Consider the following 23,809-nt stretch of genomic DNA (forward strand, 5'->3'; position numbering starts at 1 on the left):
AGGGCTGCCTTTTGTATGAAAGGAATTTTACTTGTTTTTATAATCTTAAGGAACAGGTGCTTTTTAAAATCTGAGGGTATGGATTAAACTAAAATTTTTATAGATAATATAACGTTCTATTGGTTTCAGAGCAAGCAAGCCATTTCCAGTTAGAGAAAGGAACTAAACAAAACCGTAAGCTTTTATAAAGAATAAAAAGAAAAACGATAGATGGATATTGAAATGATAATGTGACTTTTACATTATATAGAAAGTATTTTCATTGATAATGTTATTTTTTTCTGATAAATTGAAAATAAAAAAATGTTTAAATTAACTAAATTATCATACAGGGGATGAAAAGGAAGGAGAGGTCAATACATGGGACAAGAATTATTAGGGGTGAAGCAACAAGAAGTTCTTTCCTCTGTTCATAATGCGATCCGAATTTTAAAAGCATTTTCAATGGAGGAAAGAGAACTGGGGATCAGCGAATTAAGTTCTCGATTAGGATTGGCCAAGAGTACAGTTTTTCGCTTGATGAAAACATTAAATGAAGCGCATCTGGTTGAAAAAAATATAGAGTCTCAAAAGTATCAGTTAGGCATTGCGGCATTTGAATTGGGATTCATGGTTTATCACTCAATGGAGTTACGCCGAGTAGCGGTTCCTCTATTGGATAAATTAATGAATTCGGTGCGAAAGGTTGTTCGCCTAGGCGTTTATGACCAAGGAGGTGTTGTGTATTTATATAAAGGCTCTCCTGAGGTGAGGAGTGTTACCAAATCCAAAATTGGCAATCGTGTTTCTGTTTATTGCACTGCTGTAGGAAAAATCCTTTTGGCATTTCAAAGCAAACAGGAAATCGATCGGGTGTTAGCAGGAGAATTGACCGCATATACACCGCATACTATAACGCAACCAGAAGTAATTAAAACACGATTGACCCAGATTCGAAAAACGGGGGTAGCGGTTACTCATGAAGAACTACGTTTGGGAATCTGCTCAGTTGCTGTACCTGTTTACAACGATCTCGGCAAAGTAATTGCAGCCATTAGTGTTACAGGAAACAAATCCCACTTTTATCCTGCTCAAATTCAGTATTATGTTAAAGAAATGAATATCTATAGCCGCTTAATTACAGAACAATTAGGTTTAAATCCTTGATAATGACTCTCTCATCTTCTCTTCTCTTTATCCTCTATCCAACGGCTTTGATAAAACAATTACATAAGCCGACAGTAGGCATCCTTGCCGCTGTCGGCTTTTTTCAATGAACGAATTAGCTAGAAGGAAATTTTTTATATAGGCGTTCCATATATAGAAACAGTTTTAACCATACTTATATGTTTTATGTCAAAATAAAAATATAATTTTAAAGATTATGAATTATAAAGCAGAAGGAAGGAGTATGTAGCGTTTACCAAGCTATTGTTTCAACTTTTGGATCAATTAATGACAGCGGTTTCTTTACAAAAAAGGAGGGAGAAAGTTTGAGAAGGCTGTAAATATAGCATAACCGTATTTACATTTTTTTTATTGAAAAAATAAGCTCATAGGAGGAGTATTCTGTGAAGAGATTTTCAAAAAAAGGCTTGGTTTCAATTATGACTATGTCTTTTCTCATTTTAGGAATGATGTTAAGTGGTTGTGCCACCAATCAGACGCAGGTTGCTGAAAAAGCAAAGGATACTTCGAATGAAATGACGACCATCAAAGTTGGCCTTCCTTCTTCAAATGCCAGTTATCTTCCGTTTTTTGTCGCTGAAAAGCATAACTTGTTTCAAAAACACCATGTTAACGTTACGTTTACCAATGTACAGGGTGGGGTAACAGCCCTTCGTGGACTCCAGTCAGGGGATTTCCAAATTATATCCAGTTTGCCCGAATCTGTAATTACAGGTGTGGCGGAAGGAGCAAATGTTAAGATGATTGGAACGCTAGACGACCAATCGATGTATACGATTTACTCTACCAGGGATATTCAAAGTCCCCAGGATTTAAAAGGACAAGTTGTGGCTACTAATCGTCCCGGTAACGGAACGGATATTCAGCTGCGCTGGTGGTTAAAGAAGAATGGTTTGGATCCGGATAAAGATGTTCGTATTATTGAAGCGGGAGAAAACTCTACTCGTCTTCAGACATTAATCAGCGGCCAGGCGAAATTGACGATTTTAAGCCAGCCAACTGACTTAAAGGCAGATGCCGTAGGGATGAAGAAATTAGCCTTAATGCGGGATGAATTGAAAAGTTACAATCATAATATGCTGATGGCTAATGGTGATTTCTTAAAAAGCCAACCAGAAGCGGCAAAAGGGTTTATGACTGCCATGGCTGAAGCCACTGATTACGCTAAAAATCCACAAAATCGTGAGGAAATGATTCAAGTAATCATGGAGCAATTGAAAATGAAAAAGGAAGATGCCCAAAAGTCATTTGATTTTGTCCTGCCTGCATTAGCAAATAAAGAAAAAATCAATCTTGAGGGGGTAAAGTGGGCCATTGATACAACGAAACAGGCTGGCATACTGAAGGGGGATGTATCTGTTGAACAGTTGATTGATAAAACGATTACGCAAATTAATTAAGGAGAGGGCAGATTAATTTTACATGATAGGGGTGAATTGAATGATTGAAACGTTGACAGGAACGAACACACCAATCCTAAAATTTGATTCGATTAATGTCATTTATAATGAGGGACAACATAACCAAGTTCATGCATTAAAGAATGTTTCTGGGGAAATTCATGAAGGGGAATTCATTTCAATCATCGGACCGAGCGGCTGTGGAAAGAGTACGTTGCTTCATACGTTGGATGGCTTGCTTAAGCCTACATCCGGAACCATTTTTGTAAACGGTTCTCCTGTACATGGACCAGATCGTAATCGGGCGATGGTGTTTCAGGATTTTGCTTTAATGCCATGGCAAACTGTATATCAGAATGTTGCTTTTGGCTTGCGGCTGGAAGGAAAACCGGATCGTGAGATTCGTGACCGGGTCATGCACTATATACACCTCGTGGGTTTGGAAGGGTTTGAACAAAAATACCCCCATCAGCTTTCGGGGGGAATGAAACAACGGGTGGGGATCGCTCGTGGTTTTGCAGTCGAACCGAAAGTACTGCTCATGGATGAGCCCTTTTCTGCGATAGATGAACAAACACGAGAAATTATGCAGGAAGAAGTCTTAAAGATTATGCTTCATGAGAAAAAACGGTGATTTTTATTACTCACTCTATTGATGAGGCGGTATTTCTATCTACTCGAATTTTTCTCATGTCGGTTCGGCCCGGGCAAATTGTTGATGAAGTAAAAATTGATATCCCTTATCCAAGAACGCTGGAAACCAAAACGTTACCGGAATACCAAGAATATAAGCAAACGATTTGGGACCATCTTAAAGGGGAAGTAAGAAGACAATACAGGAAAGGGGAAGCATAATGGAAAAAACGGAAGTTCCAGGAAAAATCATCGTTCCTTCCGCTTCTTTAAATAAGGTAAGGCGGATTCCTCCGGCTATTTATTATCCGACAGTAACCTTAATTGTTATATTGGTGGTCTGGGAGTTATGTGGACAGTTGAAGCTCATTGATCCATTTATGTTCAGCTGGCCAAGCAACATCTTGATGAAAGCATGGGGGTTTATTATCTCCGGGGAGGTTTTTAAACACCTTGCGGTGAGTGCAATGGAAGTAGGCTTTGGATTTGTCATGGCGCTAATTGGCATTCCCATTGGACTGATGATGGGATACTGGAAAAAGCTTGAAATGGCTTTCGATCCTTTTGTTACAGCGCTGTATACGACTCCAATGATTGCCTTAACTCCATTGTTTGTATTATGGTTTGGTTTGGGAACCCTGTCTAAAGTCATGATGGTTTTTGCCTTATCTATTTTTCCAATTTTGATTAATACCATGTCAGGAGTTAAAATGACTGATTTGTCACTGATTAAGGCGGCGCGTTCTTATGGGGCAAGTGAATTTCAAATGTTTAAAGAAGTTATTTTTCCTTCAGCCATTCCATTTATAATCACAGGAATCCGGTTGGCCATCGGGCGGGCCTTAATCGCTGTGGTGGTTGCTGAAATGCTGGCGGGAAATATCGGAATTGGCTTTGCCATCCGGCATGCCTCTGAAATGTTTCAAAATGCTGAGTATTTAGCTTATGTTGTTATTCTCATGGTTTTATCCATTTTCTTGACGGAACTATTAAAGGTTCTAGAAAAGAAATTAGCACCATGGCGGCATCGTTAGTCATGAAGGGACAGTGAGGAGCACTGTCCCTTTTTTGGTTAAATCATAGATTTCTTATTGGTGTTCCATATAAAAGAACCGTTTATATGGATGGAGAAAGGCTCGTTTTATAATAAGATTATGAAACCAATTCAAACGTATTGTATGAGAAAGGAGAGAGATTTATGCTAAAGAAGGAAGATAACGAAAGGCTTTGTCAAACCGGTCCGGGAACTCCGATGGGGGAAGTGTTCAGGCGCTATTGGCTTCCAGCTTTGTTGACTGAAGAACTACCGGAAGCGGATTGCCCACCCGTCAAACTTAAGTTATTAGGGGAAGATTTAGTAGCCTTCCGTGATTCCGAAGGGAAAGTAGCTGTCCTAGACGCCTATTGTCCACACCGCCGGGCCCATTTATTCTGGGGACGAAACGAAGAATGTGGAATTCGCTGTGTTTACCATGGCTGGAAATTTAACCGGGAAGGCGATTGTGTGGATATGCCGAATGAACCTGATAACAGCAACTTCAAGCACAAGGTTACAACAACAGCCTATCCTACTTGGGAAAAGTCTGGGATTATCTGGGCCTATATGGGGCCAAAGAATAAACAACCAAACTATCCGGACTATGAGTGGTTAAGGGCGCCAGAAACACATTTCCAAGTTTCCAAGACATATGAAAGTTGCAATTGGTTGCAAGCACTTGAGGGAGGGATTGACACATCGCACTCTTCCTTTGCACATAACAATAATATACAAGATAATAAATCGTTGCGTAATCGCGCTACCAATCCGAAGCTGGAAGTGGAAAAAACGGATTACGGTTTCAAATATGTTGGTATTCGAAATTTAAAGGATGACGGGAACTATATTCGAGCATACCAATACATTATGCCGTCCCAGCAAATGCGTGGTCAAATGATTAAATGGCATGACGGAAGTCAGGAAGATTATCCGACGATCCGTGGGCATATTTGGGTACCCGTCGATGATGAGAGTGTCTGGGTATGGAATTTCAAATACACCAGCGAACCTGCTATCTTTCTTGAACCGAAATTTTCTTTGGAACAAGAAATTCTGTTTGGAAGAGGACCAGGTGATATGCTCCCAGGATATCGATTGAAACGAAACCCTTCAAATGATTTTTTAATTGATCGTGAGTTGCAGCGTACAAAAACGTTTACAGGGATTCAGGGGATTAATACACAGGATTATGCTTTGCAGGAAACCATGGAAAAACCTTTTCCAGACCGAAGCAAGGAACGTTTAGGAACAGCCGATTTGGCAATAATTGCCGCGCGACAATTATTGCTGGAGGCAACAAGAGATGTAGAGAGCGGGTTATCACCCAAAGGAGTGGAGCCTGAGACGTATCGAGATGTGCGGGCATGTGATCGGTTTTTGCCCCACGGTGTGGACTGGAGAGAAGGTTTAAAGGAGGATATGAGAGCCAAGTATGTGAGCCTTACCATGGATAAAAAAGAACTGGAAAGACGGATGTGAAATCATACTATTACAGTAAAGTACATGCGGCACCTTGATTTTATTGATATGGGTAAAAACGAGCCTATTTATTACGATAAAGTCGTCGTTTTCGGTTCTACTTCCATTGTAAGCCTTTGCTGTTAGCGAAGGCTTATTTTCTTAATCATTCTATAAATTATTCCTTATTTTTGTGCCGCATAGAAGAACTTATACCTCCTTATCCTAACTCAAACAGATAACATAATAATAGAACATTTTTGATTCAGGAGGTTAGCTATGGTACATAAGGAGAATTTATTTAAAGTGCCAGATTATTTGCTTGGAAAAAAAATTACCATTCTTGGATACAGTGTTGAGGGACAAGCCTACGCCCAGTTTTTAATGGAGAATCAAATTCAAGTGGTAATTGGACTGCGTCCAGCGGATGATTTATGGTCCGTGGCAGAACGAGACGGACATGAGGTAAGGACATTATGGGAAGCGGTTGAGGAAGCGGATATCATTCAAGTTTGGTAGATAAACACCACTGGCACAATATTTAAGGTGAATGTTACAGATCCAATCCCAATTGTGGAAAGAGCTAAATATCTTCACGAATTATTTGCGCATTGTCTACGACCCCTACTTTAGGCATCTGGAGGGCTGTTCATTACTTGTTTTGTCAGATATAAACAAAAAATAATTGTGGTATGTGTTCTGTACAAATAAAAGCCGGAGATATCCGGCTTTTATCATTATATAGAAAATATTTTTTTTGACGTTTCTATAATGGTATCTTTAATTTTTTGATCTACTGATGTATGAAAGATTAAGTAAATGGGCGTCGAGGGAAGAGATTTGCGAAGATTAAGTTTTACAAGACTTCCGTTGTTCAGTTCTTCCCGAACGATAACTTCTTGTAAAAAAGCAATTCCCAAACCTTTTCGAACCATCATCTTCAACCATCCTATATTACCCATTTCAACTTGGTTATGTTCCTTCAGATGGTTTTTCTGTAGAAACTGTTCTACGTTTTTTGTTGCAAAAAATTCGCGGTTGTATAAGATGATACGTTCATTACTTAAATCGGACGGAACAATCTTTTCTGATTTTGTTAAAGGATGATTAGGTGAACAAACAAGGACATTTTGTTCGTTTGCAATTTTGATTATGAAAAGATCCTGATAGTTTTCTTCCGCTTGGATATAACCAAACCCAACATCCACTTCGCCAGAGCGGATATTTTCTACGAGCAGATCTGTTGGAGTGATTTTTACTGGAAATTCAAAGTTTGGAAAACAATTGTATAAAACCTTCAGTACTTCAGGCATGATTTCTACACCCATATGATTGGGGCAGGATATTCTTACTTTTTTCGCCTCAATAGGTATCTCCTTTAATTCATCATATGCTTTCTCGATTAATTTGAAGGCTTCGTTAAGATAGGGGAAAATCTTTTCTCCAGCTTGCGTCAACTCTATCTTTCTACCATTCACCCGTTCAAACAATGGACTATTTAGATGTTGTTCCAGTTGTTGGATACGAACACTGATGGTCGGTTGACTAATATATAGAGCATCTGCTGCTGCAGAGAAACTCCCTTTTTCCACAATTTTTAGAAACGCCTCAATGTTCTTTAATTGCATAATTATTCTTCCTTCTCTATTTTTTATATATAATTTATAATTTTAAGACATTATTAATTATATTAATAGGTTTTATAGAAACAATCAATTTGTAAAATCATTTTATATTACTTATTCTAAATACAAGCAATAAACAAAAATTCAGAAAATATTTGTTTATAAATAATGATAAAAAACCGCGTATTTCTTCAGGGGGTTGATGATATGATTGCAGAAAAAGTTTCTAGTTTATAAAGGAGGAAATCTACAAAATTAACTGCTAGAAGAAAGAGAGACAAAAAGAAAAAGGAAAGGCATTTACTAATTTTAGAATTGTAAGCGCTACAATGTGAATAGTGGATGGCCGTTTTTAAAGAGGGTACGCAGAAAGTTATAAGTCATCTTCGCTAGACACTGTAGACCTCATGTTAGAAAAAATACAAGGGCGATACCGAATGAGGGAAGTTGAGAAAGGTGTGCATTCCTATTTAGCGTTTTTCTAAGTAAAAAACCCAATTGGGCGGAAAATAAAATAATTACCTATTAGGAGGTTTTAATCAATGAAGAATGGGCTGAGACCAGCATTTATAGCCTTGTTTTTTGCATGGTTGGTATATTTATTTTCTTATGTGAGTAGAATGTCGTGGCCACCTATCATCCCTTTAGCATCACAGGATCTTGGAATAAATGCTGCACAAGCTGGAAGTTTTATGACAGCTTTTTATATTGGATATGTCATTACTCAAATACCAGGGGGGTTTTTAACAGATCGATATGGTTATCGAAAAGTATTACTGGGTTCATTACTTATCATTAGTGTGTCTACCTTACTTACAGGATTTGTTGATAGTTTTACTTTAGGGCTTGCAACTAGGTGTTTAGCCGGTATTGGATCAGGGGCCATTTTTTCAGCTGGCCTGCTCGCAATAACAGATTGGTTTCCTGAAAACAAACGCGGCATGGCAAATGGATTGTTCATGACTTCCACCTCTTTAGGTGTTTCACTTGTAAATTTATATGTTCCAACATTGTCAAAAGGATATGGCTGGCGTACTGCATTTTTGGTGTCTGGTCTACTTCCTTTGTTAGGATTAATAGCAGCTTATTTTCTCCTCAAGGAACGTCCTCGAGTTGAGCAAAAGACCAAAGAGCCGCAAAATAATCAAAGTTATTGGAAAGATGTTATTTTATTATTTAAAAATAGAAATCTACTCTTAACAGGGATAGCTGGTTTTGGTGGACAATGGGCTACTTTAGGAATTGCCACATGGGCAAATACTTACTTAAATAAATCTTTACACCTTTCTCTTGTACAAGCAGGTTTATTCATGTCCTTCTTTGGAATGGCAGCCTTATTATGCAAGCCGATTACAGGAATTTTATCTGACTTCGTTAATCGCAAGGTTTTATCATTTTGGATTCTCTTATTGCTAGGTCCGATGTTATTATGGTTTGGGGCTAATCAAAATGAATCCTACTTATATTTTTTACTTCCGGCTATAGGGGTTTTGGGTTATGCATTTTACCCTCCCTTGAATACATTGATTTGTGATTCGGTAGAAAAAAGATTTGTGGGAACTGCATCTGGATTAGTAAATGCCATGTGGCAACTAGGTGCACTAATAGCACCATTAGCTGTAGGCGCTGTAATTGATGCAACACATAATTACTTTTATGTTTTTGCTACTTTAGGTATAGGACCCGTTTTAGGAGCTTTTGCAATCTTATTTGTTAAACTAGAGAATAGTGCAGTCGTGCTAAAGGTGGAGGAAGAGGTAGCTGTGACCAAAGAACCCCAAATGTCATAGTTATTCACACGAGAAATTCGAAAAGTGTTTTATTCAAGTCGCCGTTTGGTGACTTTTTTCCTTTAGGATAAGTTTAACTCAGGTTGTCGCAACCAAAAAAAGAACGGCAAAAGATGAGTAAGGTGTGCCAGGGAATACTAGAAAGAAAATAAAAATATTTATATAAAAGAACGGTAAGCCACTCCAAGGGATGTAGGCCTACCGTTTTTATTCAGAATCATAATCTTTTTAAAAGTATTTCCATCTATAGGTAAAAAAGACAGTAGCCTTATGTATACTATAGACTTCTATTGTTTGGTCTTTACCACACTTGAGCCACTTGAGCTTGTTCTGCAGCCTCCCAAACGGTTAATACCGTAAAACCGTCTCTTTCGGCTTGTTCCCAATCTTCATCATCAATTCGAAGGCCAATAATGACATCAATTCCGTGGTTTTTTAAAAAGTCTGCTCGTGTGCGTCCTTCTTCATTTTGATAGCCGAGAATCGCAACCGTTTTTCCTTGATAACATTTTAAAATTAATGCTTCAAACTCTCTATCGTCCACTCTTATTCCCCCTCTTTTAAAAAAATATCAAACTCGCACTCATCGACTGTTCCTACTTTAATTATAAATGTAAGATTCATAGTCTTTCAAATTAATGATTTTAATTTACCCTATATAAAATCTAAATACATCATTATTAATGTTTTGTATAGGTGGGATAAAAACAATCAATTTGAAAACGCTCTATTTTTGCGTAAAAATGTAAATATAAATCATCTAGTAGGGGGAATTGGAAATGTTATCTTATCAAGACAACCAAATATTAACTCAAACAAATTCAGGAACACCGATGGGAAAAACACTTAGAAGATATTGGATTCCAGCGCTTATGGTAGAGGAGCTTCCTTATCCGGACTGTCCACCGGTACGAGTCAAACTCTTAGGTGAGGAATTAATTGCTTTCCGAGATACCAATGGAAAAATTGGGTTAGTTGATGAGTACTGTCCCCATCGAAAGGTATCCCTATTTTATGGTCGAAATGAGGATTGCGGTCTTCGATGTGCCTATCATGGATGGAAATTCGATTTTGACGGAAACTGTGTAGATTTGCCATCTGAACCACCGGAAAGCAATTTTAAACATAATATTAACATTAAGTCATACCCTTGTGAGGAACGCGGTGGGGTGATTTGGACATTTATGGGTGAGCCGGAGCATAAACCCGAATTACCTGAGCAAGAATGGATGATGGTTTCGAATAGTCAACGATATATTTCGAAAAAAATTCAAGAATGTAATTACTTCCAGGCGTTAGAGGGAGGGATTGACTCCAGCCATGTATCCATTCTTCATTCAGGCTCGGTTGGCGGCATAGGGGTTTCTAAAAAAAGTAGCAGTACTTCATTATTAGCTCAAGATGCTGCCCCACGTTTTGAAGTAATGGACACCGACTATGGATTATTAATCGGAGCCAGACGGAATGCGGATGATAATCAATTTTATTGGAGGATTACCCAGTTTATTATGCCTTGGTATACGATGATTCCTCCTTTTGGCGGTGCTCCACGTGGTGGGCATGCATGGGTACCCATTGATGATGAACATTGTTGGGTGTGGAGCTGGAGTTGGACTCCGGATCGCGATTTAACAGAACAGGAAATTGAACAGATGAAATCGGGTGCAGGAATTCATTCATTATTAATTCCCGGTACTTTCCGTACCAAAGCGAATAAAGATAATGATTTTCTCATTGATCGGGAAATGCAAAAAAGAGGGGAATCCTTTGCAGGTATTTTTGGTCTCGGAATGGAGGATCATACTGTTCAAGTTAGTGCAGGGCCTGTCGTTGATCGTTCACAAGAAAAATTAGGAACAAGTGACACCGCCATAATAAAAGCTCGTCGTTGTTTATTAAATGCAGTAAAAACTTTGGAAAAAGGAGAACCGTTACCAGGATTGAATCCCGAGAGCCACAAGGTTCGTTCAGCTTCCGTTTTACTTGCAAAGGGAGTTCCTTTCAATGAAGGGGCACAGGAAGCACTCAAGTTATCGGAAAAAGACTTTGAGGCTGTTTAATCTATGAAATTACATGAATATATAGGAAGTTATTTTATTGGAGGTGGATGAATATGAGTGAAAAAACGTGGGCTGCGGTGGCAACCGATGTAAAATATACAGAGATTCAAGAATTAGACTTACCTTATATCGAATCCGATGCAGGAATTTTAAAGATAGAAATCGTCGGTGTTTGTGGAACTGATGTGTCCTATTACCGGAATTTAAAAGAACCCATGATTTTAGGTCATCATGTCATCGGTCGTATTTATAAAATTGGTGATTCGGCTTCTAAACGGTGGGGAGTCAAAGCGGGTGACCGTGTGGCGATGGAAGAGTACATTCCTTGCGGACAATGCACCTCGTGCCGTTCCGGTTTTTATCGCTTATGTCCTGATACGAATCCAAGTTTAGGCGGGATCCGGTATGGAGCTACTCCGATGAGCGTAAATCCAGCTCTCTATGGTGGTTTTAGCCAATATATGTATTTACATCCGAATGCTGTTATCCACAAACTCCCTGACCATGTTCCATCAGTTGAAGCGGCATTAATATTGCCTTTATCAAACGGGTTTGAATGGATGAGAATTATCGGTGATGTTGGGCCTGGAGATGTCGTTGTCATTCAAGGGCCTGGTCAACAGGGGCTTGCATGTGCTTTAGCGGCAAAAGCAGCCGGAGCTGAAACTGTCATTGTGACTGGAAGAAACAGTAGTCAAAAACGCTTGGAACTCGCTCGGGAATTGGGCGCTGATTATACGGTTAATACGAGTTCAGAAGATTTGAGTAAAAGGGTTGCTGAAATAACCAACGGAAAAATGGCCGATTTGGTTATCGACGTAACCAGCGGAGGAACGCAGCCTGTTATTTCATCCTTAGAAGTGGCCAAAACACGGGGAACAGTTCTATTGGGTGCTTTGAAAAATCAACTTTTCCATGAATTTGATCTAGATATTATTTACAATAAAACGTTGACAATAAAAGGGGTTCGTGGACATAGTTATCAATCTGTACAAATGGCAGTAGAGTTTGTCTCTTCAGGAAAATTCCCTCTAAGTATCATGAATTCCCATAACTATAAGCTAAGCGATACTGATTTGGCATTGAGGACTGCTGGAGGAGAGGGAGAACCTTTTCCGTTGTTAGTTACTGTTTCTCCGTGGTTATAGGGATTTGGAATCCAGGAAATATAGTAGATTGAGGATGGTTTTAATGGGATAAGAGGAGGGGCGTAGATAGACCCTCGGGTAATCAAATTTGCTTCTTTGCTTTCAGCCAAAGAAGCTTTTCTACTATTTACATGCTTGGATAAACAGGGAATCTCCCAAATCCAAAAGCAAAATTTAATGGAAAGGATAAAAGGGAAATCATCGATTTCCCTTTTTAGAATAATGGGATGAGAACACAGAATATCTTCCTTTACGGAAAATCTATTATTTTTACACTTGCCATCGTCCTTTTTTTGGCTAATCAGTTGATTAAATGGAATGGGTTAAGCATTCTCGTGGCTCTTGTTTCGATATTGGCGATCATTCTTTCTCTTTCCTCATGCAAATTTTTTACTCGACTGATTTCTCTTATCTTTTTGATCTCAGGTACTTGGATGGTTTGGGAGAAAGGAATTGATTTTCTTTCTTATGTGAGGCTTTACGGCGATATGCTCTATTTGCTTTCTTTGTTTGCCATTGTTCCTTTATTGTCTATACCGATTCAAGTTGGAGGATACCGAGAGGTTTTTAAACAGTTATTTGAGGGGAGAGTTCAATCTGTTTCTCAATTGTATCGGATTATTACAGCCTTATCTTATTTTCTTGGAACCTTTCTAAACATGGCTACAATTCCAATCGTCCATTCCAGTGTGAAATCTGTTGTGGAAGCTTGGCCGATTAGAAATCCCAAACGTTTTTTAGCGAGCGGGATTATTCAAGGGTATTCGTTGCCAATTATTTGGACGCCTTTTTCTGGGATTGTCGGGGTTGTCCTTTATGTGACCCATGTTCGTTGGTTACACATTTTCCCTTTGCTTTTTCTTATTAGTTTAGCAACATTGATTTTAAATTGGGTTATTTTCAGTGTGATGGAAGGTGATAGACAGTTGCGGGTTGCACATGAGGAAACAGCCGCTGCGGAAGAATATGAGTTTACAAAGGAACACTTTTCCACTCGAGGCATGTTGCTTCAGATCGTGGCTGCAATTGTATTGCTCTTGGTTTTGGTGGTAAGCATCGATACTGTTTCATCACTAGGCTTAGTGATCATCGTTACGTTATTAACCGTTCCCTTTGCATGGTTGTGGTGCCTATTCCTTAGAAAAAGCCACGCGTTCTGGTTGGAGGCAAAAAATCACGTTAAGTATAAAATGCCTGAAATGAGTGAGTCGTTTGCTGTTTTTTTAAGCGCTGGTTTCTTTGTGGAGGCTCTTCACTATTCAGGAAATGATCAACTGGTAAATCAGCTATTTGTTGAACTAAAAGGTTTGGTTGGCGTTCATTTTTTTGTATTTCTCCTCCCGTATATTACTTTATTCTTATCTTATGTTGGTATGCATCCGATTGTGGTTGTCAATTTGCTAGCCCAATCATTGACACCAGGTGTTTTGGGAATTACAACCGAACAGATAGCCGTTGCTTTTCTGGGTCGTGCCGTTATGACATTTTTTATGGGTCCTTTTAGCGGGACGCTGGGCCTTATATCCTCTATGATTGAGGTAGGTCCCCTACGTATTGCTAGATGGAGTATCGTCTATGTTATCGGATTTTCTCTTATATTAGCCGTTGCCATTTTGTGGTTTTAGAACTTCAATCAAATTAGGGAACTATCGAAGGAAGAAAACAAATTTCAGACTTCAGGCAGTTTAAATGTCGTCATGACGTTTGAATGCCAGTGAGGCAAGAAGACAAAGGGGTATCAAGTGCAAGTGGTTCTTAACAAGGATAAAATCACTCATTAAGTAACCTGTTTATCATAAAAAAGCATGGGGAAAGGAGCCTCTTTTTTAACCATGGATAACTGTTTTTGATATGTTTAACGAATCAAGGTCATGTCATATACTACGTTAATTACCGTATCGACACCCATTCTTGTGACTCCACTCAGTTACTTTTTATTAAAAAATGAAGAGGGGATTAACAGGTTTACTATATTAGGAGGTGTTTTGGTTTTCACGGGTATTAGTATGATTGTTTTATTATAACCTGAACAACAACTTGTACAAAAAGAAGTAGAAGTTGTTGTTCAATAGTAAGGTTCCACGTTTTTTAGCACTTACAATGTTATCTGTAATAGCCTAAAGCCTCAGAAATCTCTTTCGCAGCCTGCATCACCTTTGATTTATAGGAAGGGAAATACTTCTCATTCATTCGCTGAATTGGACCAGCAAGGCTGACTGTAGCAATGACTTCACCTGTGTCGTTTCGAATCGGAGCAGCGACGGAAACAACACCAGTTAGCACTTGCTCAACACTAATACAGTAGCCTTGCTCTCTAACACTCTTAATTTTATTTCGGAATTGTTGAGGGTCAGTAACCGTTTTTGAAGTATATTGGTGAAGGCCATTTTTAATAATTTGCTCGATAAGTTCTTCTTTTTGATAAGAGAGTAATACATTACCAGAACTTGTACAAAAGGCCGGATTTCTTTTACCTACATGCGTAAGAATTCTTATAAGATGAGGAGATTCAATGATTTCAATATAAATTACTTCTGTACCTTCGAGTATCGAAAGATGGGCTGATTCACCGGTTTCTTTTACAAGTTTCATCAATGCTGGGCGTGATTCTTTAGTAAGGTGCAGTTGTTTTTTTACAATCCCTCCTAAGGATAAAACACTCAATCCCAAACTGTATTTTTGAGTTTCTATATTTTTTTTAACAAATCCTTCACTTGAAAGGGTGATAAGCAAACGGCTGACTGTACTTTTGGTTATTCCTAATTCAGCAGCAAGTTCACTCACTCTCTTTTCGGTTTTATCTGAAGAAAAGCTGCGTAAAATACGAAGCGCATTTTTCACAGAAGAAAGATGTTTATCTTCGTTATTTTTTTCTGAAACCTTTTCCATATAGCCCCCCTATTTCCTTTGTATATAAAATAGTTTTCTCATGTATTTATGCACATACAAATTATACTACAAGGAACAGAAAAATCTAAATATAAAAATTTTTTATTTTGTCTCACATAACGAGACGGTGCTGTTTTATAGGAGACAAATCCACATTAAAATGAAAGTAAGTTTAAAACAATGAAAACAGTATAAATAATTAGAACAATCGACAAATATGGATTGCTTATGGAGGGGAAAGTTGTGTTAACTAAGGAACAAAATGAAACATTAACTCAAGTAGGACCAGGTACTTCAATGGGGAAACTCTTGCGCCAGTATTGGCATCCGATTGCAGCTAGTTCTGAATTACCACAGGCAGGGACGAAACCGGTTCGGATTTTAGGGGAGGATTTGGTTCTGTACCGTGACCGTTCGGGAAAGCTTGGGCTTGTACAAGAGCGTTGTCCTCATAGAGGGGTCTCACTCGTTTATGGAATTCCCCAAGATGATGGTATCCGTTGTCAATATCATGGCTGGTGTTTTAATAACCAGGGGGCTTGCACTGAACAGCCTAATGAACCAGAGCAAAGTACATTTAAAGACCGTATTAAGATAAAATCCTATGCCGTTGAAGAATTGGGTGGATTGATTTTTGCCTATTTGGGTACAGAACCAGCCCCTCTCCTTCCCAATTATGATTTATTTGTTCGAGGGAATGTCATTCGTACCATTGGTCATGCTGTTATTCCATGTAACTGGCTGCAAATTATGGAAAATTCCCTTGATCCCGTCCATTTAGAATGGCTCCATGGACACTACTTTGAATACATGTTTGAAAAACAGGGACGTCCCGTAAACGAGTGGCCAATTACCAAACATCATGTCAAGATTGGTTTTGAGGAATTTGAACATGGGATTATTAAAAAACGGGTGCTTGAAGGCCAAACGGAGGAATGTGAGGACTGGCGTGTGGGTCACCCTGTCGTATTTCCGAATATCCTTCGCGTTGGGGACCAAGGGGCTCATTCTTTCCAAATCCGCGTGCCAATCGATGATACACATACGTATCATATTTGGTACACTTGCTTTGTGCCAAAACCCGGAATAGAAATTCCAGAAAACTATCCCATTTCGCTGTATGAATGCCCGCTTCAGGATGAAACAGGCACCTATATTACGGACTACATCGATGGCCAGGATATGATGGCCTGGGTGACACAAGGAGAAATTGCAGACCGAACGATGGAACGTTTAGGAACTTCAGATAAAGGAATTATTATGTATCGTCAAATGCTACTCAAACAACTGTCAAAACTTGAAAAGGGTGAAGACCCCATATGTGTTGTTAGAGATCCGGCGAAAAACCATATCATTGAACTCCCGCAAGAAGAGGATAAATTTAGTGAAGGTGCCCTACTCTCCAATGTAGCAAAGGATTGGAATACCAGATACGCACCGAACATTGATGAAATCATTGACATATGTAGAAATGGAAGAATACCTTCTACTGTTTAGTCATGGTAAACAGTGAAGACAATAGAAGTGCTCTTTCTTAACATGACTTGACCGGGAAGGAGCCTTCTTTCTCATAGGTAACATGGAATTGTGGAAGGGGAAAACAATGAAAAATAAATTTTGTCCAAACTGTGGAGAATCCTTGCTGGATCCACATAGCCTATTAAATGAATTTTGGATTTCCTCCGATACCGCTCATTTCTGTTGGTGCAGCCATTGCTCTTGGATGGGGGAAATCATCGAAGTTACAAGAGTGACAGCACCAGAACTGGTGCAGAGGTAAAAAGAACTTACAAGGAGGTGGAAAGAAATTGAGTGCATCTTTACAAGAGCTTCGAGAAAAAATTGCAGCTTCTTGCAGAATCTTAGCGATGGAAGGATTAGTCGATGGTATTTTAGGACACGTCAGCGTTCGGGTACCTGAAACAAATGAAATGCTCATCCGCTGTCGTGGTAATCAGGAAAATGGCGTGCGCTATACCAAAGCAGATGCCATTCGTTTAGTAGACTTTGATGGGAATGGTTCAGATTTGATGGGGATGTACCATGTTCCTAAAGAATTGTCCATTCATGGAGAAACTTATAAATCACGACCTGAAGTGGGATGTGTCATTCATGCTCATCCGCCCGATGCGCTTATATGCGGCATCACCCAATTAGAATTCCGCCCTGTTTTTGGTGCGTTTAACATTCCGGCGATGCGGATGGCCCTTGAGGGCATTCCTGTTTTCCCGCGTTCCTGTTTGATTACTCGTTCTGACCTCGCCCAAGCAATGCTTGAAATCATGGGAGATAAGAATATCTGTTTAATGAAGGGACACGGAATTACAGTAACTGGACAAACTGTAGAGGAGGCTACTGTTCGCGCACTCAATTTTAACATTCTAGCAAAAGTGACGATGCAAGTGGCACAAACCGGCAGGGAAGCAGCTCCCATATCTCAGGAGGATATTAATGAACTTCCTGACTTGGGTTCACAATTTAATGATTACTGGGCATGGCGTTATTACGTGAAAAAGCTTCATGAAGAGGAGAGGGGAAACCAATGATTCACACGGAACAAATTGAATCCACTACTCTTAGAATTGGCATTGCTGGATTAGGAATTGCGGGTAGCTCGATTATTCCAGCTTTTTTAAAGCATCCAAAAGTAAAGTTGACAGCGGCGAGTACTCGTAACAGGGAAAGACGTGAGAAGTTTGCCAGTGATTTTCAGGCTGAAACATATTCCAGCATAGAGGAACTTTGTAAGAGTCCGCACATTGATGCCGTTTACATTGCGACACCAACGGAGCTTCATACAGAACATGTTCTACTTGCTGCTGAAAATAAAAAGCATATTATTGTTGAGAAACCCATGGCTATTACGCTCGATGATGCCGACAAGATGATCAATGCCGCTGAATGCAACGGCGTTACCATGATCGTTGGTCATTCTCACAGCTTTGAACCTCCTATCGGAAAAATCAGAGACATCGTACAAAGTGGAGAACTGGGGAAAGTACGAATGATACATAATTGGTACTTTAATGATTGGATGTATCGTCCGCGCACACCCGAAGAACTTGATACTCATTTGGGCGGCGGGGTGACTTTCCGGCAAGGTTCGCATCAGTTTGATATTATTCGGCTGATTGGTGGGGGAATGGTGAGAAGCGTGCGAGCGATGACGGGCGTATGGGATTCCTCACGACCCACAGAAGGAAGCCATAGTGTTTTTCTTGACTTTGAAGATGGAACGGTGGCAACAGCGGTATATAATGGGTATGATCATTTTCATTCCACGGAGTTGACGTATGGGATTAGTGAAGGTGGGCCGGTCGTTGAATCCGATATTTATGCTAGAGCCCGCCGAACACTTAAAGAGCAGGGGGGAAACCCAGAGAATGAAAGTCAATTGAAAAGCCTGGCAGGCTATGGAGGTTCACGATCCAAAAATTATGTCCAGGAGGAGAAACAGCATCCATTTTTCGGCTTGACGGTCGTAAGCTGTGAAAAAGGAGACATTCGACAATCCCCCAATGGCTTATTGGTTTATGGAGAAAATGAAAAATATGAGATTGTTTTACCAAAGGAAGAAACCGGCCGGGATGCTGTGATTGCAGAGTTGTATGATGCAGTGATTGGTAAGCGTTTTCCTATTCATGATGGACGGTGGGCAAAAGCGAATTTAGAGGTTTGTTTAGCTGCCTTAGAATCCTCGAAACAACGAAAAGAAATCTATCTATCATATCAAGTCCCCGTTCAAGACTGATGGTTTGGCACCTAAAAATCACGTAAATCGCACATTTCATTCATGTATAAGAGGAGGGAAAGAATGAAGACTTTTCTAGGGAAAATGTTTAGTACCGGCGAAATCCGAGAACCATCTGGTTTGGTAAAGGTCCTAATGCTGATTATGATTGTTGGTATCATTCTCTTTCAATTCTGGGCTGCCTTGTTTGGGGCATTGGATCCATTTCTTCACAATTCAATTTTTATCTCTTTTATGTTAGCGATTACATTTCTTGTCTATTCAGCAGGGCGGGAAGTAAAAAAAATAGCATTCCATTTTACGATATCGCCATTGCCATCGTTTTGGTAGGGATTGGTGTGTTTATGATAGTTAACTCACAACGTTATTTAACGCGTTGGCCACTCGCAGACCCTTTAACTCCTACAGAAATGATCTTGGGTGTTGCTCTGTTGTTCGTGGTTTATGAGGCAACCAGGAGAACGCTTGGATTCGGAATGATGGTCATTGTGACTATCTTAGTGTTGTATGCATTTTTCGGTCATCTCATCCCTGGGGGATTTGGTCACCAACCCTTTAGTGTCATGCAGTTTGTTGATCAGATGGTGTATACAGGGAATGGTGTCTTTGGAACCATTGCAAGTGTGGCTGCAACCTACGTATTTTTCTTCGTATTATTCGGGAATTTGTTTAGTGCAACAGGCGGTGGTGATTTCTTTTACGCCTTATCTAAAGCCATAACAGGCCGGGTGGCAGGAGGCCCTGCAAAAGTAGCTGTTATTTCAAGTGGGTTGTATGGATCCATTTCGGGAAGTCCTGTTGCGGATGTCGCCACCACCGGCTCGTTTACAATTCCGGCTATGAAGAAGGTAGGATATTCAGCTACGTATGCCGGTGCGATCGAAGCGGCGGCGGCAACGGGAGGAAGTATGTTACCACCCGTCATGGGGTCCGCGGCGTTTTTAATGGCGGAAATGACAGGAATCCCTTACGCTACCATTGCAATGGCTGCGTTAATTCCAGGTTTATTATATTACTTTGCCATGTTTTTACAAATTCATTTTCAAGCTAAAAAGATGAAGATACAAGGCTATCAAGGAGAAGAACTTCCTACCCTTTGGGGTGTTATGAAAAACATGGGTCAATTTACGATACCCATTCTCGTATTAATTTGGTTTTTAAAAGAAGGATTTACACCGGTTACAGGTGCGATTGCTGCTTCCATTGCAACCATTTTAGTGAGTTATTTTAAAAAAGAGACAAGATTGACACCTAACAAATTATTTAAAACGTTAAACGATACGGTAACGCGCATTTCGCCTTTAATCTCTGTATGTGCAGCGGCGGGACTGGTGGCAGGGGTAATTCAGGTTACTGGCTTAGGAGGCAAATTCTCGATATTGATTCACGCATTATCCAATGGGAACCTTTTTATTTCCTTGCTCGTAACCATGGTGATTTGTGGGATTTTCGGTATGGGGATGCCTACGCCAGCCGCCTATGTTTTAACAGCCGTATTAGCTGCCCCGATTTTAATCGAACAAGGCGTACCGGTATTGCAAGCACATTTGTTCATTGAGTATTATGCCTGTCTCTCTGCTATTACTCCACCGGTGGCGGTGGCTGCCTTCGCGGCGGCTGCGATTTCGCAATCCAATCCGATGCGAATTGGATTGTTAGGTTCCCGGTTAGCGATTGTCGGGTTTGTTATTCCGTTTATGTTTATCTACCAGCCCGGTCTACTCCTAATGGATTCCGTAGCTGGGATTGTAACATCAGTCATTACGACACTAATTGGCATTGTTGCTCTCTCTATTAGTATGGAAGGGTGGTTTGGCAAGACGATTTCAAAAGGGGAACGAATTTTATTTGGTGTAATGAGTTTACTGGCTTTCTTGCCATTTTCTATTGTCAAAATAATAGCAATATTAGTAATTGCTATTATGATAGCTAGAAAAATTCCATCTTTTATTGCTGATTTCAAATCAAATAAGAAGAGTAACCAAACTGTGCTGAAAGAAGCTAAAAACGTTAATGTTATGTAAATTTAGGATGTAAATACGAGGAGGTAAATCAAATGAAGATTAGAATTATATTTATCCTGTCTCTTCTTATGCTAGCGATTTCTGGATGCAGTGGGAACCTAAACGCGCAATCTACAATGAAACAAGCGGCTACAAGCGGCGGAGGAAATAGTGGCGGCCCATTAAATGTAACGGTTGTCGGGGGGTCTGCGGGCGGTCTTTGGAGTGTAGTCGGAGAAGGGATTGGAGAAACATTAAAGCGTACGTATCCAGGTACAACCTTTACGTACACTCCTGGTCAAGATGGTGCCAATGTTATTACGGTCATGCAAGGACAAGCCCAATTTGGAATTGTGAGTACCCCTTCTGCAAAGTGGGCCTATGAGGGAAAAGACCCTTATCCTTCTAAAGTAGAAAAAGTGAGAGCCGTCGCGTTCCTCCATGCTATGCCTTACCATTTTACCGTTTCTCAAGAGTCTGGAATTAATTCCATTGAGCAAATTGTGAAGGAAAAATATCCTTTAGTTGCTGCCGTGAATACGAAAAATTCTCCCATGGAAATGACCAATCGTGTTGTTTTTGAAAGCTATGGCAGCAGTTATAAAGACATTGAAAATAATAGAGGGAAAATACAATATTTAGCGATATCGAAAGCGAATGATTTAATAAAAGATAATAAAATGCAGGCTTCAATATCACCATTACCTCTTCCGGCAGCTAACCTTGTCGAGTTGAATGTGAGTAAACCTATTAAATTACTGCCATTGAATGAGAACGCCATTAAAAACTTAGAAGAAAAAGTAGGTGCAAAACCTTATACCATTAAAGCGGGTACCTATCCTTTTGTAAAGGAAGATATACCTACAGCTGCTGTAGATACGATTTTGATCACCAGTGCCGATGTTCCGGATGAGGTAGTCTATAAGACAACGAAAGCGATTTATGACAATCTTAAATATTTATACACCGTGCATCATTCTTTCAAAGATATGACGAAAGAAAGCATAGCAAAAGTAATGGGTGCTCCTCTTCATCCAGGCGCAGAAAAGTTTTATAAAGAAGTGGGAATTTTAAAGTAGATTGAAATTGGTACTTCCTATTACTATACAAGGTATCTGGTTACACAGATACCTTTTTATCTGGTAGGAAGTACCCGCTATTTTGTCAAAATAAAAAATAGGAGGCCGTTAAAATGAATGGAGCGCAGGCAGTGATTGAAACATTAAAGAGGGAGGGGTAAAATATGTTTTTGGTCTGCCTGGTACTACCATTATGCATTTGTTAGATGCTTTATATGAGGAAGATGAAATTCGTTACATCTCTGTTCGACACGAACAAATAGCTGCCTTTATGGCCGATGGTTTTGCCCGCTCTTCCGGCCAAGTAGGAGTTTGTATGGCCTCCAGGGGTCCAGGGGCCGCTAATTTAACGATTGGGATTCACAATGCCTATGCAGAGTCGGTACCTGTTGTTGCTTTGTTAGGTCAGGTTTCTGATGAAGTCTACCACCGTGATGCTTTTGAAGAAATGGATTTGGTTAAATTTTTCGAACCCATTACCAAATGGTCCATGGAAATTCACAATACCCATCGAATTCCTGAATTGCTACAGCGAGGGATTAGAACGTCGCTTTCTGGCAGACCAAGACCTGTTGCTGTTTCGATTCCTCTTGATGTACAACTAAAGGAAGCGGAGTTTACTTTTCACCCTCCTGTTCAAACCAAACACCATATTGTCGACGTTCAAGCAGTTAAAAAGGCAGTCTCTTTATTAAAGCACGCGCAAAACCCGGTTATTTTAGCAGGTGGAGGGGTTGCTTTGTCAGGTGCCTCCAACGAACTAATCCAACTGGTGGAAGATTTAACAATTCTCGTCCTTACAACGTGGAGAAAAGCGAATGTTTTTCCGAATGAAAACTCACTCTATTTCGGCAACTTAGGCCCTGGTTGTTCTCCTGTAAGTTGGGACATCTTGAAAGAGGCTGATGTTTTACTTGCAATCGGCCTACACTTTTCGGAATTTTCTACAAACCGTTGGACCGCGATTTCAGAACACACAAAAATTATTCATCTTGATATAGATGAAAATGAACTAAACAAGGTATACATATCAGAAGTGGCGCTTTTAGGGGATGCGAAAGCAACATTATCAGAGATGCTGCGTCAGTTGGGCGGGGAGCGCATAGGTCTAGAGAGCCGTCTTCTGCTTCCTTCCTATAAGGAGCGATATAAATTGGACACCCAACTTCCTGAATGGACAGAGGAAACGCCGGTGCCATCTTCCGCAATTATTGAATCGATAAATCGGATGATGAAGAAGCATGACGCCATTCTTGTAGAAGATGCTGCAACGTTTGGCCCGTGGCTAACACGATACGGTTCTTTTCAACCTGGTCAATACTATGCAGCCGCAGGAGGTTCCATGGGGTGGGGGTTTCCGGCTGCCATGGGAATTCAGCTTGCTCATCCAAATCAACAGGTCATCAATGTAACGGGAGACGGAGCATTTTGGATGGTTGCCCAGGACATGGAAACTGCTGTGCGAGAAAATATTCCTGTGATTAACATTGTATTGAATAATTTTTGTTTTGGAAATACGCGTGACCGACAAAAAACCGCGCATCAAGGCCGGTACATCGGGATTCATTATAACAATATCGATTTTGCCCAATTTGCTCAGCTGCTAGGGGCTTATGGAGAACGTGTAGAATCCGCAAGGCAACTGGATGAGGCTATTGAAAGAGCCATTGCCTCGGGGAAACCAGCCATTATTGATGTGATTCAAGACCGGTGGGAAGGGTTACCTCCCGGAGCGATCCCGGCTGTTGCAAAATAACGATTCTATAAAAT

The 23,809-nt window shown here is 40.1% G+C and carries 21 protein-coding genes; 18 read left to right on the forward strand and 3 right to left on the reverse strand.

Translation table 11 applies throughout. From position 1 onward, the window contains the following. Positions 1-360 precede the first annotated feature (360 nt). From MBEAL2_RS08450 to MBEAL2_RS08475, 7 genes are all read left to right on the forward strand, one after another. A complete protein-coding gene (locus tag MBEAL2_RS08450) occupies positions 361-1,146 on the forward strand; it encodes an IclR family transcriptional regulator (RefSeq protein ID WP_052947589.1) in 786 nt (261 codons plus the stop codon). A 404-nt stretch (positions 1,147-1,550) separates the two neighbouring features. Next, positions 1,551-2,567 carry an ABC transporter substrate-binding protein gene (locus tag MBEAL2_RS08455; protein WP_047151890.1) on the forward strand — a complete coding sequence of 339 codons (1,017 nt, stop codon included), beginning with the start codon at positions 1,551-1,553 and terminating at the stop codon, positions 2,565-2,567. Between the two features lie 40 nt (positions 2,568-2,607). Then, positions 2,608-3,201, forward strand: coding sequence for an ABC transporter ATP-binding protein (locus MBEAL2_RS08460; RefSeq protein ID WP_052947590.1), 594 nt, complete (start codon positions 2,608-2,610; stop codon positions 3,199-3,201). Beyond that, entirely contained in the window at positions 3,198-3,422 is a 225-nt protein-coding gene (locus MBEAL2_RS31035) for a hypothetical protein (protein ID WP_052947591.1), read from the forward strand. Before MBEAL2_RS08460 ends, MBEAL2_RS31035 begins: the two co-directional genes overlap by 4 nt. Beyond that, positions 3,422-4,234: an ABC transporter permease gene (locus tag MBEAL2_RS08465; protein ID WP_052947592.1), complete on the forward strand. Its 813-nt coding sequence runs from the start codon at positions 3,422-3,424 to the stop codon at positions 4,232-4,234. Before MBEAL2_RS31035 ends, MBEAL2_RS08465 begins: the two co-directional genes overlap by 1 nt. Positions 4,235-4,398: 164 nt before the next feature. Beyond that, on the forward strand, positions 4,399-5,715 hold the full coding sequence (locus MBEAL2_RS08470) for a Rieske 2Fe-2S domain-containing protein (RefSeq protein WP_047151891.1): 1,317 nt from the start codon (positions 4,399-4,401) through the stop codon (positions 5,713-5,715). Positions 5,716-5,973: 258 nt separating this feature from the next. Continuing rightward, entirely contained in the window at positions 5,974-6,213 is a 240-nt protein-coding gene (locus MBEAL2_RS08475) for a Rossmann-fold NAD(P)-binding domain-containing protein (RefSeq protein ID WP_047151892.1), read from the forward strand. 218 nt (positions 6,214-6,431) lie between these two features. On the opposite strand, the gene MBEAL2_RS08480 is transcribed toward MBEAL2_RS08475, so the two are convergent. Then, the gene (locus MBEAL2_RS08480) at positions 6,432-7,322 is read right to left on the reverse strand and encodes a LysR family transcriptional regulator (RefSeq protein ID WP_047151893.1); all 891 of its coding nucleotides are present in this window, start codon (positions 7,320-7,322) and stop codon (positions 6,432-6,434) included. A 539-nt stretch (positions 7,323-7,861) separates the two neighbouring features. On the opposite strand from MBEAL2_RS08480, the gene MBEAL2_RS08485 reads away from it, so the two are divergent. After that, a complete protein-coding gene (locus MBEAL2_RS08485) occupies positions 7,862-9,109 on the forward strand; it encodes an MFS transporter (RefSeq protein WP_047151894.1) in 1,248 nt (415 codons plus the stop codon). A 301-nt stretch (positions 9,110-9,410) separates the two neighbouring features. Here the strand turns inward: MBEAL2_RS08485 and MBEAL2_RS08490 are convergent, their stop codons facing one another. Then, positions 9,411-9,653, reverse strand: a complete 243-nt coding sequence (locus MBEAL2_RS08490) for a Rossmann-fold NAD(P)-binding domain-containing protein (protein ID WP_047151895.1) — start codon at positions 9,651-9,653, stop codon at positions 9,411-9,413. 235 nt (positions 9,654-9,888) lie between these two features. Between MBEAL2_RS08490 and MBEAL2_RS08495 the strand changes: the two genes are divergently transcribed. The 3 genes from MBEAL2_RS08495 to MBEAL2_RS08505 all read left to right on the forward strand — a co-directional run bounded on the left by MBEAL2_RS08495 (position 9,889) and on the right by MBEAL2_RS08505 (position 13,942). Continuing rightward, complete coding sequence (locus tag MBEAL2_RS08495; protein ID WP_047151896.1) at positions 9,889-11,169, forward strand: Rieske 2Fe-2S domain-containing protein; 1,281 nt, start codon at positions 9,889-9,891, stop codon at positions 11,167-11,169. Positions 11,170-11,222: 53 nt separating this feature from the next. Next, positions 11,223-12,317, forward strand: coding sequence for a zinc-dependent alcohol dehydrogenase (locus MBEAL2_RS08500; protein WP_047151897.1), 1,095 nt, complete (start codon positions 11,223-11,225; stop codon positions 12,315-12,317). 227 nt (positions 12,318-12,544) lie between these two features. Next, positions 12,545-13,942, forward strand: coding sequence for a hypothetical protein (locus MBEAL2_RS08505; RefSeq protein WP_047151898.1), 1,398 nt, complete (start codon positions 12,545-12,547; stop codon positions 13,940-13,942). 478 nt (positions 13,943-14,420) lie between these two features. Here MBEAL2_RS08505 and MBEAL2_RS08510 read toward each other — a convergent pair whose 3' ends face one another. Beyond that, positions 14,421-15,206, reverse strand: a complete 786-nt coding sequence (locus tag MBEAL2_RS08510) for an IclR family transcriptional regulator (protein WP_047151899.1) — start codon at positions 15,204-15,206, stop codon at positions 14,421-14,423. Between the two features lie 243 nt (positions 15,207-15,449). Between MBEAL2_RS08510 and MBEAL2_RS08515 the strand changes: the two genes are divergently transcribed. The 7 genes from MBEAL2_RS08515 to MBEAL2_RS08540 all read left to right on the forward strand — a co-directional run bounded on the left by MBEAL2_RS08515 (position 15,450) and on the right by MBEAL2_RS08540 (position 23,795). After that, entirely contained in the window at positions 15,450-16,703 is a 1,254-nt protein-coding gene (locus MBEAL2_RS08515; protein ID WP_047151900.1) for an aromatic ring-hydroxylating dioxygenase subunit alpha, read from the forward strand. Between the two features lie 311 nt (positions 16,704-17,014). After that, positions 17,015-17,752 (forward strand): 3,4-dihydroxyphthalate decarboxylase, encoded by a 738-nt coding sequence (gene phtC / locus MBEAL2_RS08520; RefSeq protein WP_047151901.1) that lies wholly within the window; start codon positions 17,015-17,017, stop codon positions 17,750-17,752. Further along, complete coding sequence (locus MBEAL2_RS08525) at positions 17,749-18,957, forward strand: Gfo/Idh/MocA family protein (protein WP_047151902.1); 1,209 nt, start codon at positions 17,749-17,751, stop codon at positions 18,955-18,957. Before phtC ends, MBEAL2_RS08525 begins: the two co-directional genes overlap by 4 nt. A 63-nt stretch (positions 18,958-19,020) precedes the next feature. After that, positions 19,021-19,287, forward strand: coding sequence for a hypothetical protein (locus MBEAL2_RS32760; RefSeq protein ID WP_052947593.1), 267 nt, complete (start codon positions 19,021-19,023; stop codon positions 19,285-19,287). Next, complete coding sequence (locus tag MBEAL2_RS08530; RefSeq protein WP_236692728.1) at positions 19,281-20,981, forward strand: TRAP transporter permease; 1,701 nt, start codon at positions 19,281-19,283, stop codon at positions 20,979-20,981. The genes MBEAL2_RS32760 and MBEAL2_RS08530 overlap by 7 nt, the downstream gene beginning before the upstream one ends. Before the next feature lie 32 nt (positions 20,982-21,013). Continuing rightward, positions 21,014-22,039 carry a TAXI family TRAP transporter solute-binding subunit gene (locus MBEAL2_RS08535; RefSeq protein WP_047151903.1) on the forward strand — a complete coding sequence of 342 codons (1,026 nt, stop codon included), beginning with the start codon at positions 21,014-21,016 and terminating at the stop codon, positions 22,037-22,039. 142 nt (positions 22,040-22,181) lie between these two features. Next, a complete protein-coding gene (locus tag MBEAL2_RS08540) occupies positions 22,182-23,795 on the forward strand; it encodes a thiamine pyrophosphate-binding protein (protein ID WP_269082456.1) in 1,614 nt (537 codons plus the stop codon). Positions 23,796-23,809 lie beyond the last annotated feature (14 nt).

It is taken from the genome of Aneurinibacillus tyrosinisolvens (assembly GCF_001015055.1).
Taxonomy (GTDB): Bacteria; Bacillota; Bacilli; order Aneurinibacillales; family Aneurinibacillaceae; genus Aneurinibacillus_A; species Aneurinibacillus_A tyrosinisolvens.

Bases quoted from the DNA above. Each gene is read 5' to 3' on its own strand.
- MBEAL2_RS08500 (WP_047151897.1), top strand. From the start codon at position 11,223: ATGAGTGAAAAAACGTGGGCTGCGGTGGCAACCGATGTAAAATATACA.
- MBEAL2_RS08450 (WP_052947589.1), top strand. From the start codon at position 361: ATGGGACAAGAATTATTAGGGGTGAAGCAACAAGAAGTTCTTTCCTCT.
- MBEAL2_RS08510 (WP_047151899.1), bottom strand. From the start codon at position 15,206: ATGGAAAAGGTTTCAGAAAAAAATAACGAAGATAAACATCTTTCTTCT.
- MBEAL2_RS08505 (WP_047151898.1), top strand. From the start codon at position 12,545: ATGAGAACACAGAATATCTTCCTTTACGGAAAATCTATTATTTTTACA.
- MBEAL2_RS08535 (WP_047151903.1), top strand. From the start codon at position 21,014: ATGAAGATTAGAATTATATTTATCCTGTCTCTTCTTATGCTAGCGATT.
- MBEAL2_RS08495 (WP_047151896.1), top strand. From the start codon at position 9,889: ATGTTATCTTATCAAGACAACCAAATATTAACTCAAACAAATTCAGGA.
- MBEAL2_RS32760 (WP_052947593.1), top strand. From the start codon at position 19,021: ATGAAGACTTTTCTAGGGAAAATGTTTAGTACCGGCGAAATCCGAGAA.
- MBEAL2_RS08470 (WP_047151891.1), top strand. From the start codon at position 4,399: ATGCTAAAGAAGGAAGATAACGAAAGGCTTTGTCAAACCGGTCCGGGA.
- MBEAL2_RS08480 (WP_047151893.1), bottom strand. From the start codon at position 7,322: ATGCAATTAAAGAACATTGAGGCGTTTCTAAAAATTGTGGAAAAAGGG.
- MBEAL2_RS08485 (WP_047151894.1), top strand. From the start codon at position 7,862: ATGAAGAATGGGCTGAGACCAGCATTTATAGCCTTGTTTTTTGCATGG.
- MBEAL2_RS08525 (WP_047151902.1), top strand. From the start codon at position 17,749: ATGATTCACACGGAACAAATTGAATCCACTACTCTTAGAATTGGCATT.
- MBEAL2_RS08475 (WP_047151892.1), top strand. From the start codon at position 5,974: ATGGTACATAAGGAGAATTTATTTAAAGTGCCAGATTATTTGCTTGGA.
- MBEAL2_RS08460 (WP_052947590.1), top strand. From the start codon at position 2,608: ATGATTGAAACGTTGACAGGAACGAACACACCAATCCTAAAATTTGAT.
- MBEAL2_RS08465 (WP_052947592.1), top strand. From the start codon at position 3,422: ATGGAAAAAACGGAAGTTCCAGGAAAAATCATCGTTCCTTCCGCTTCT.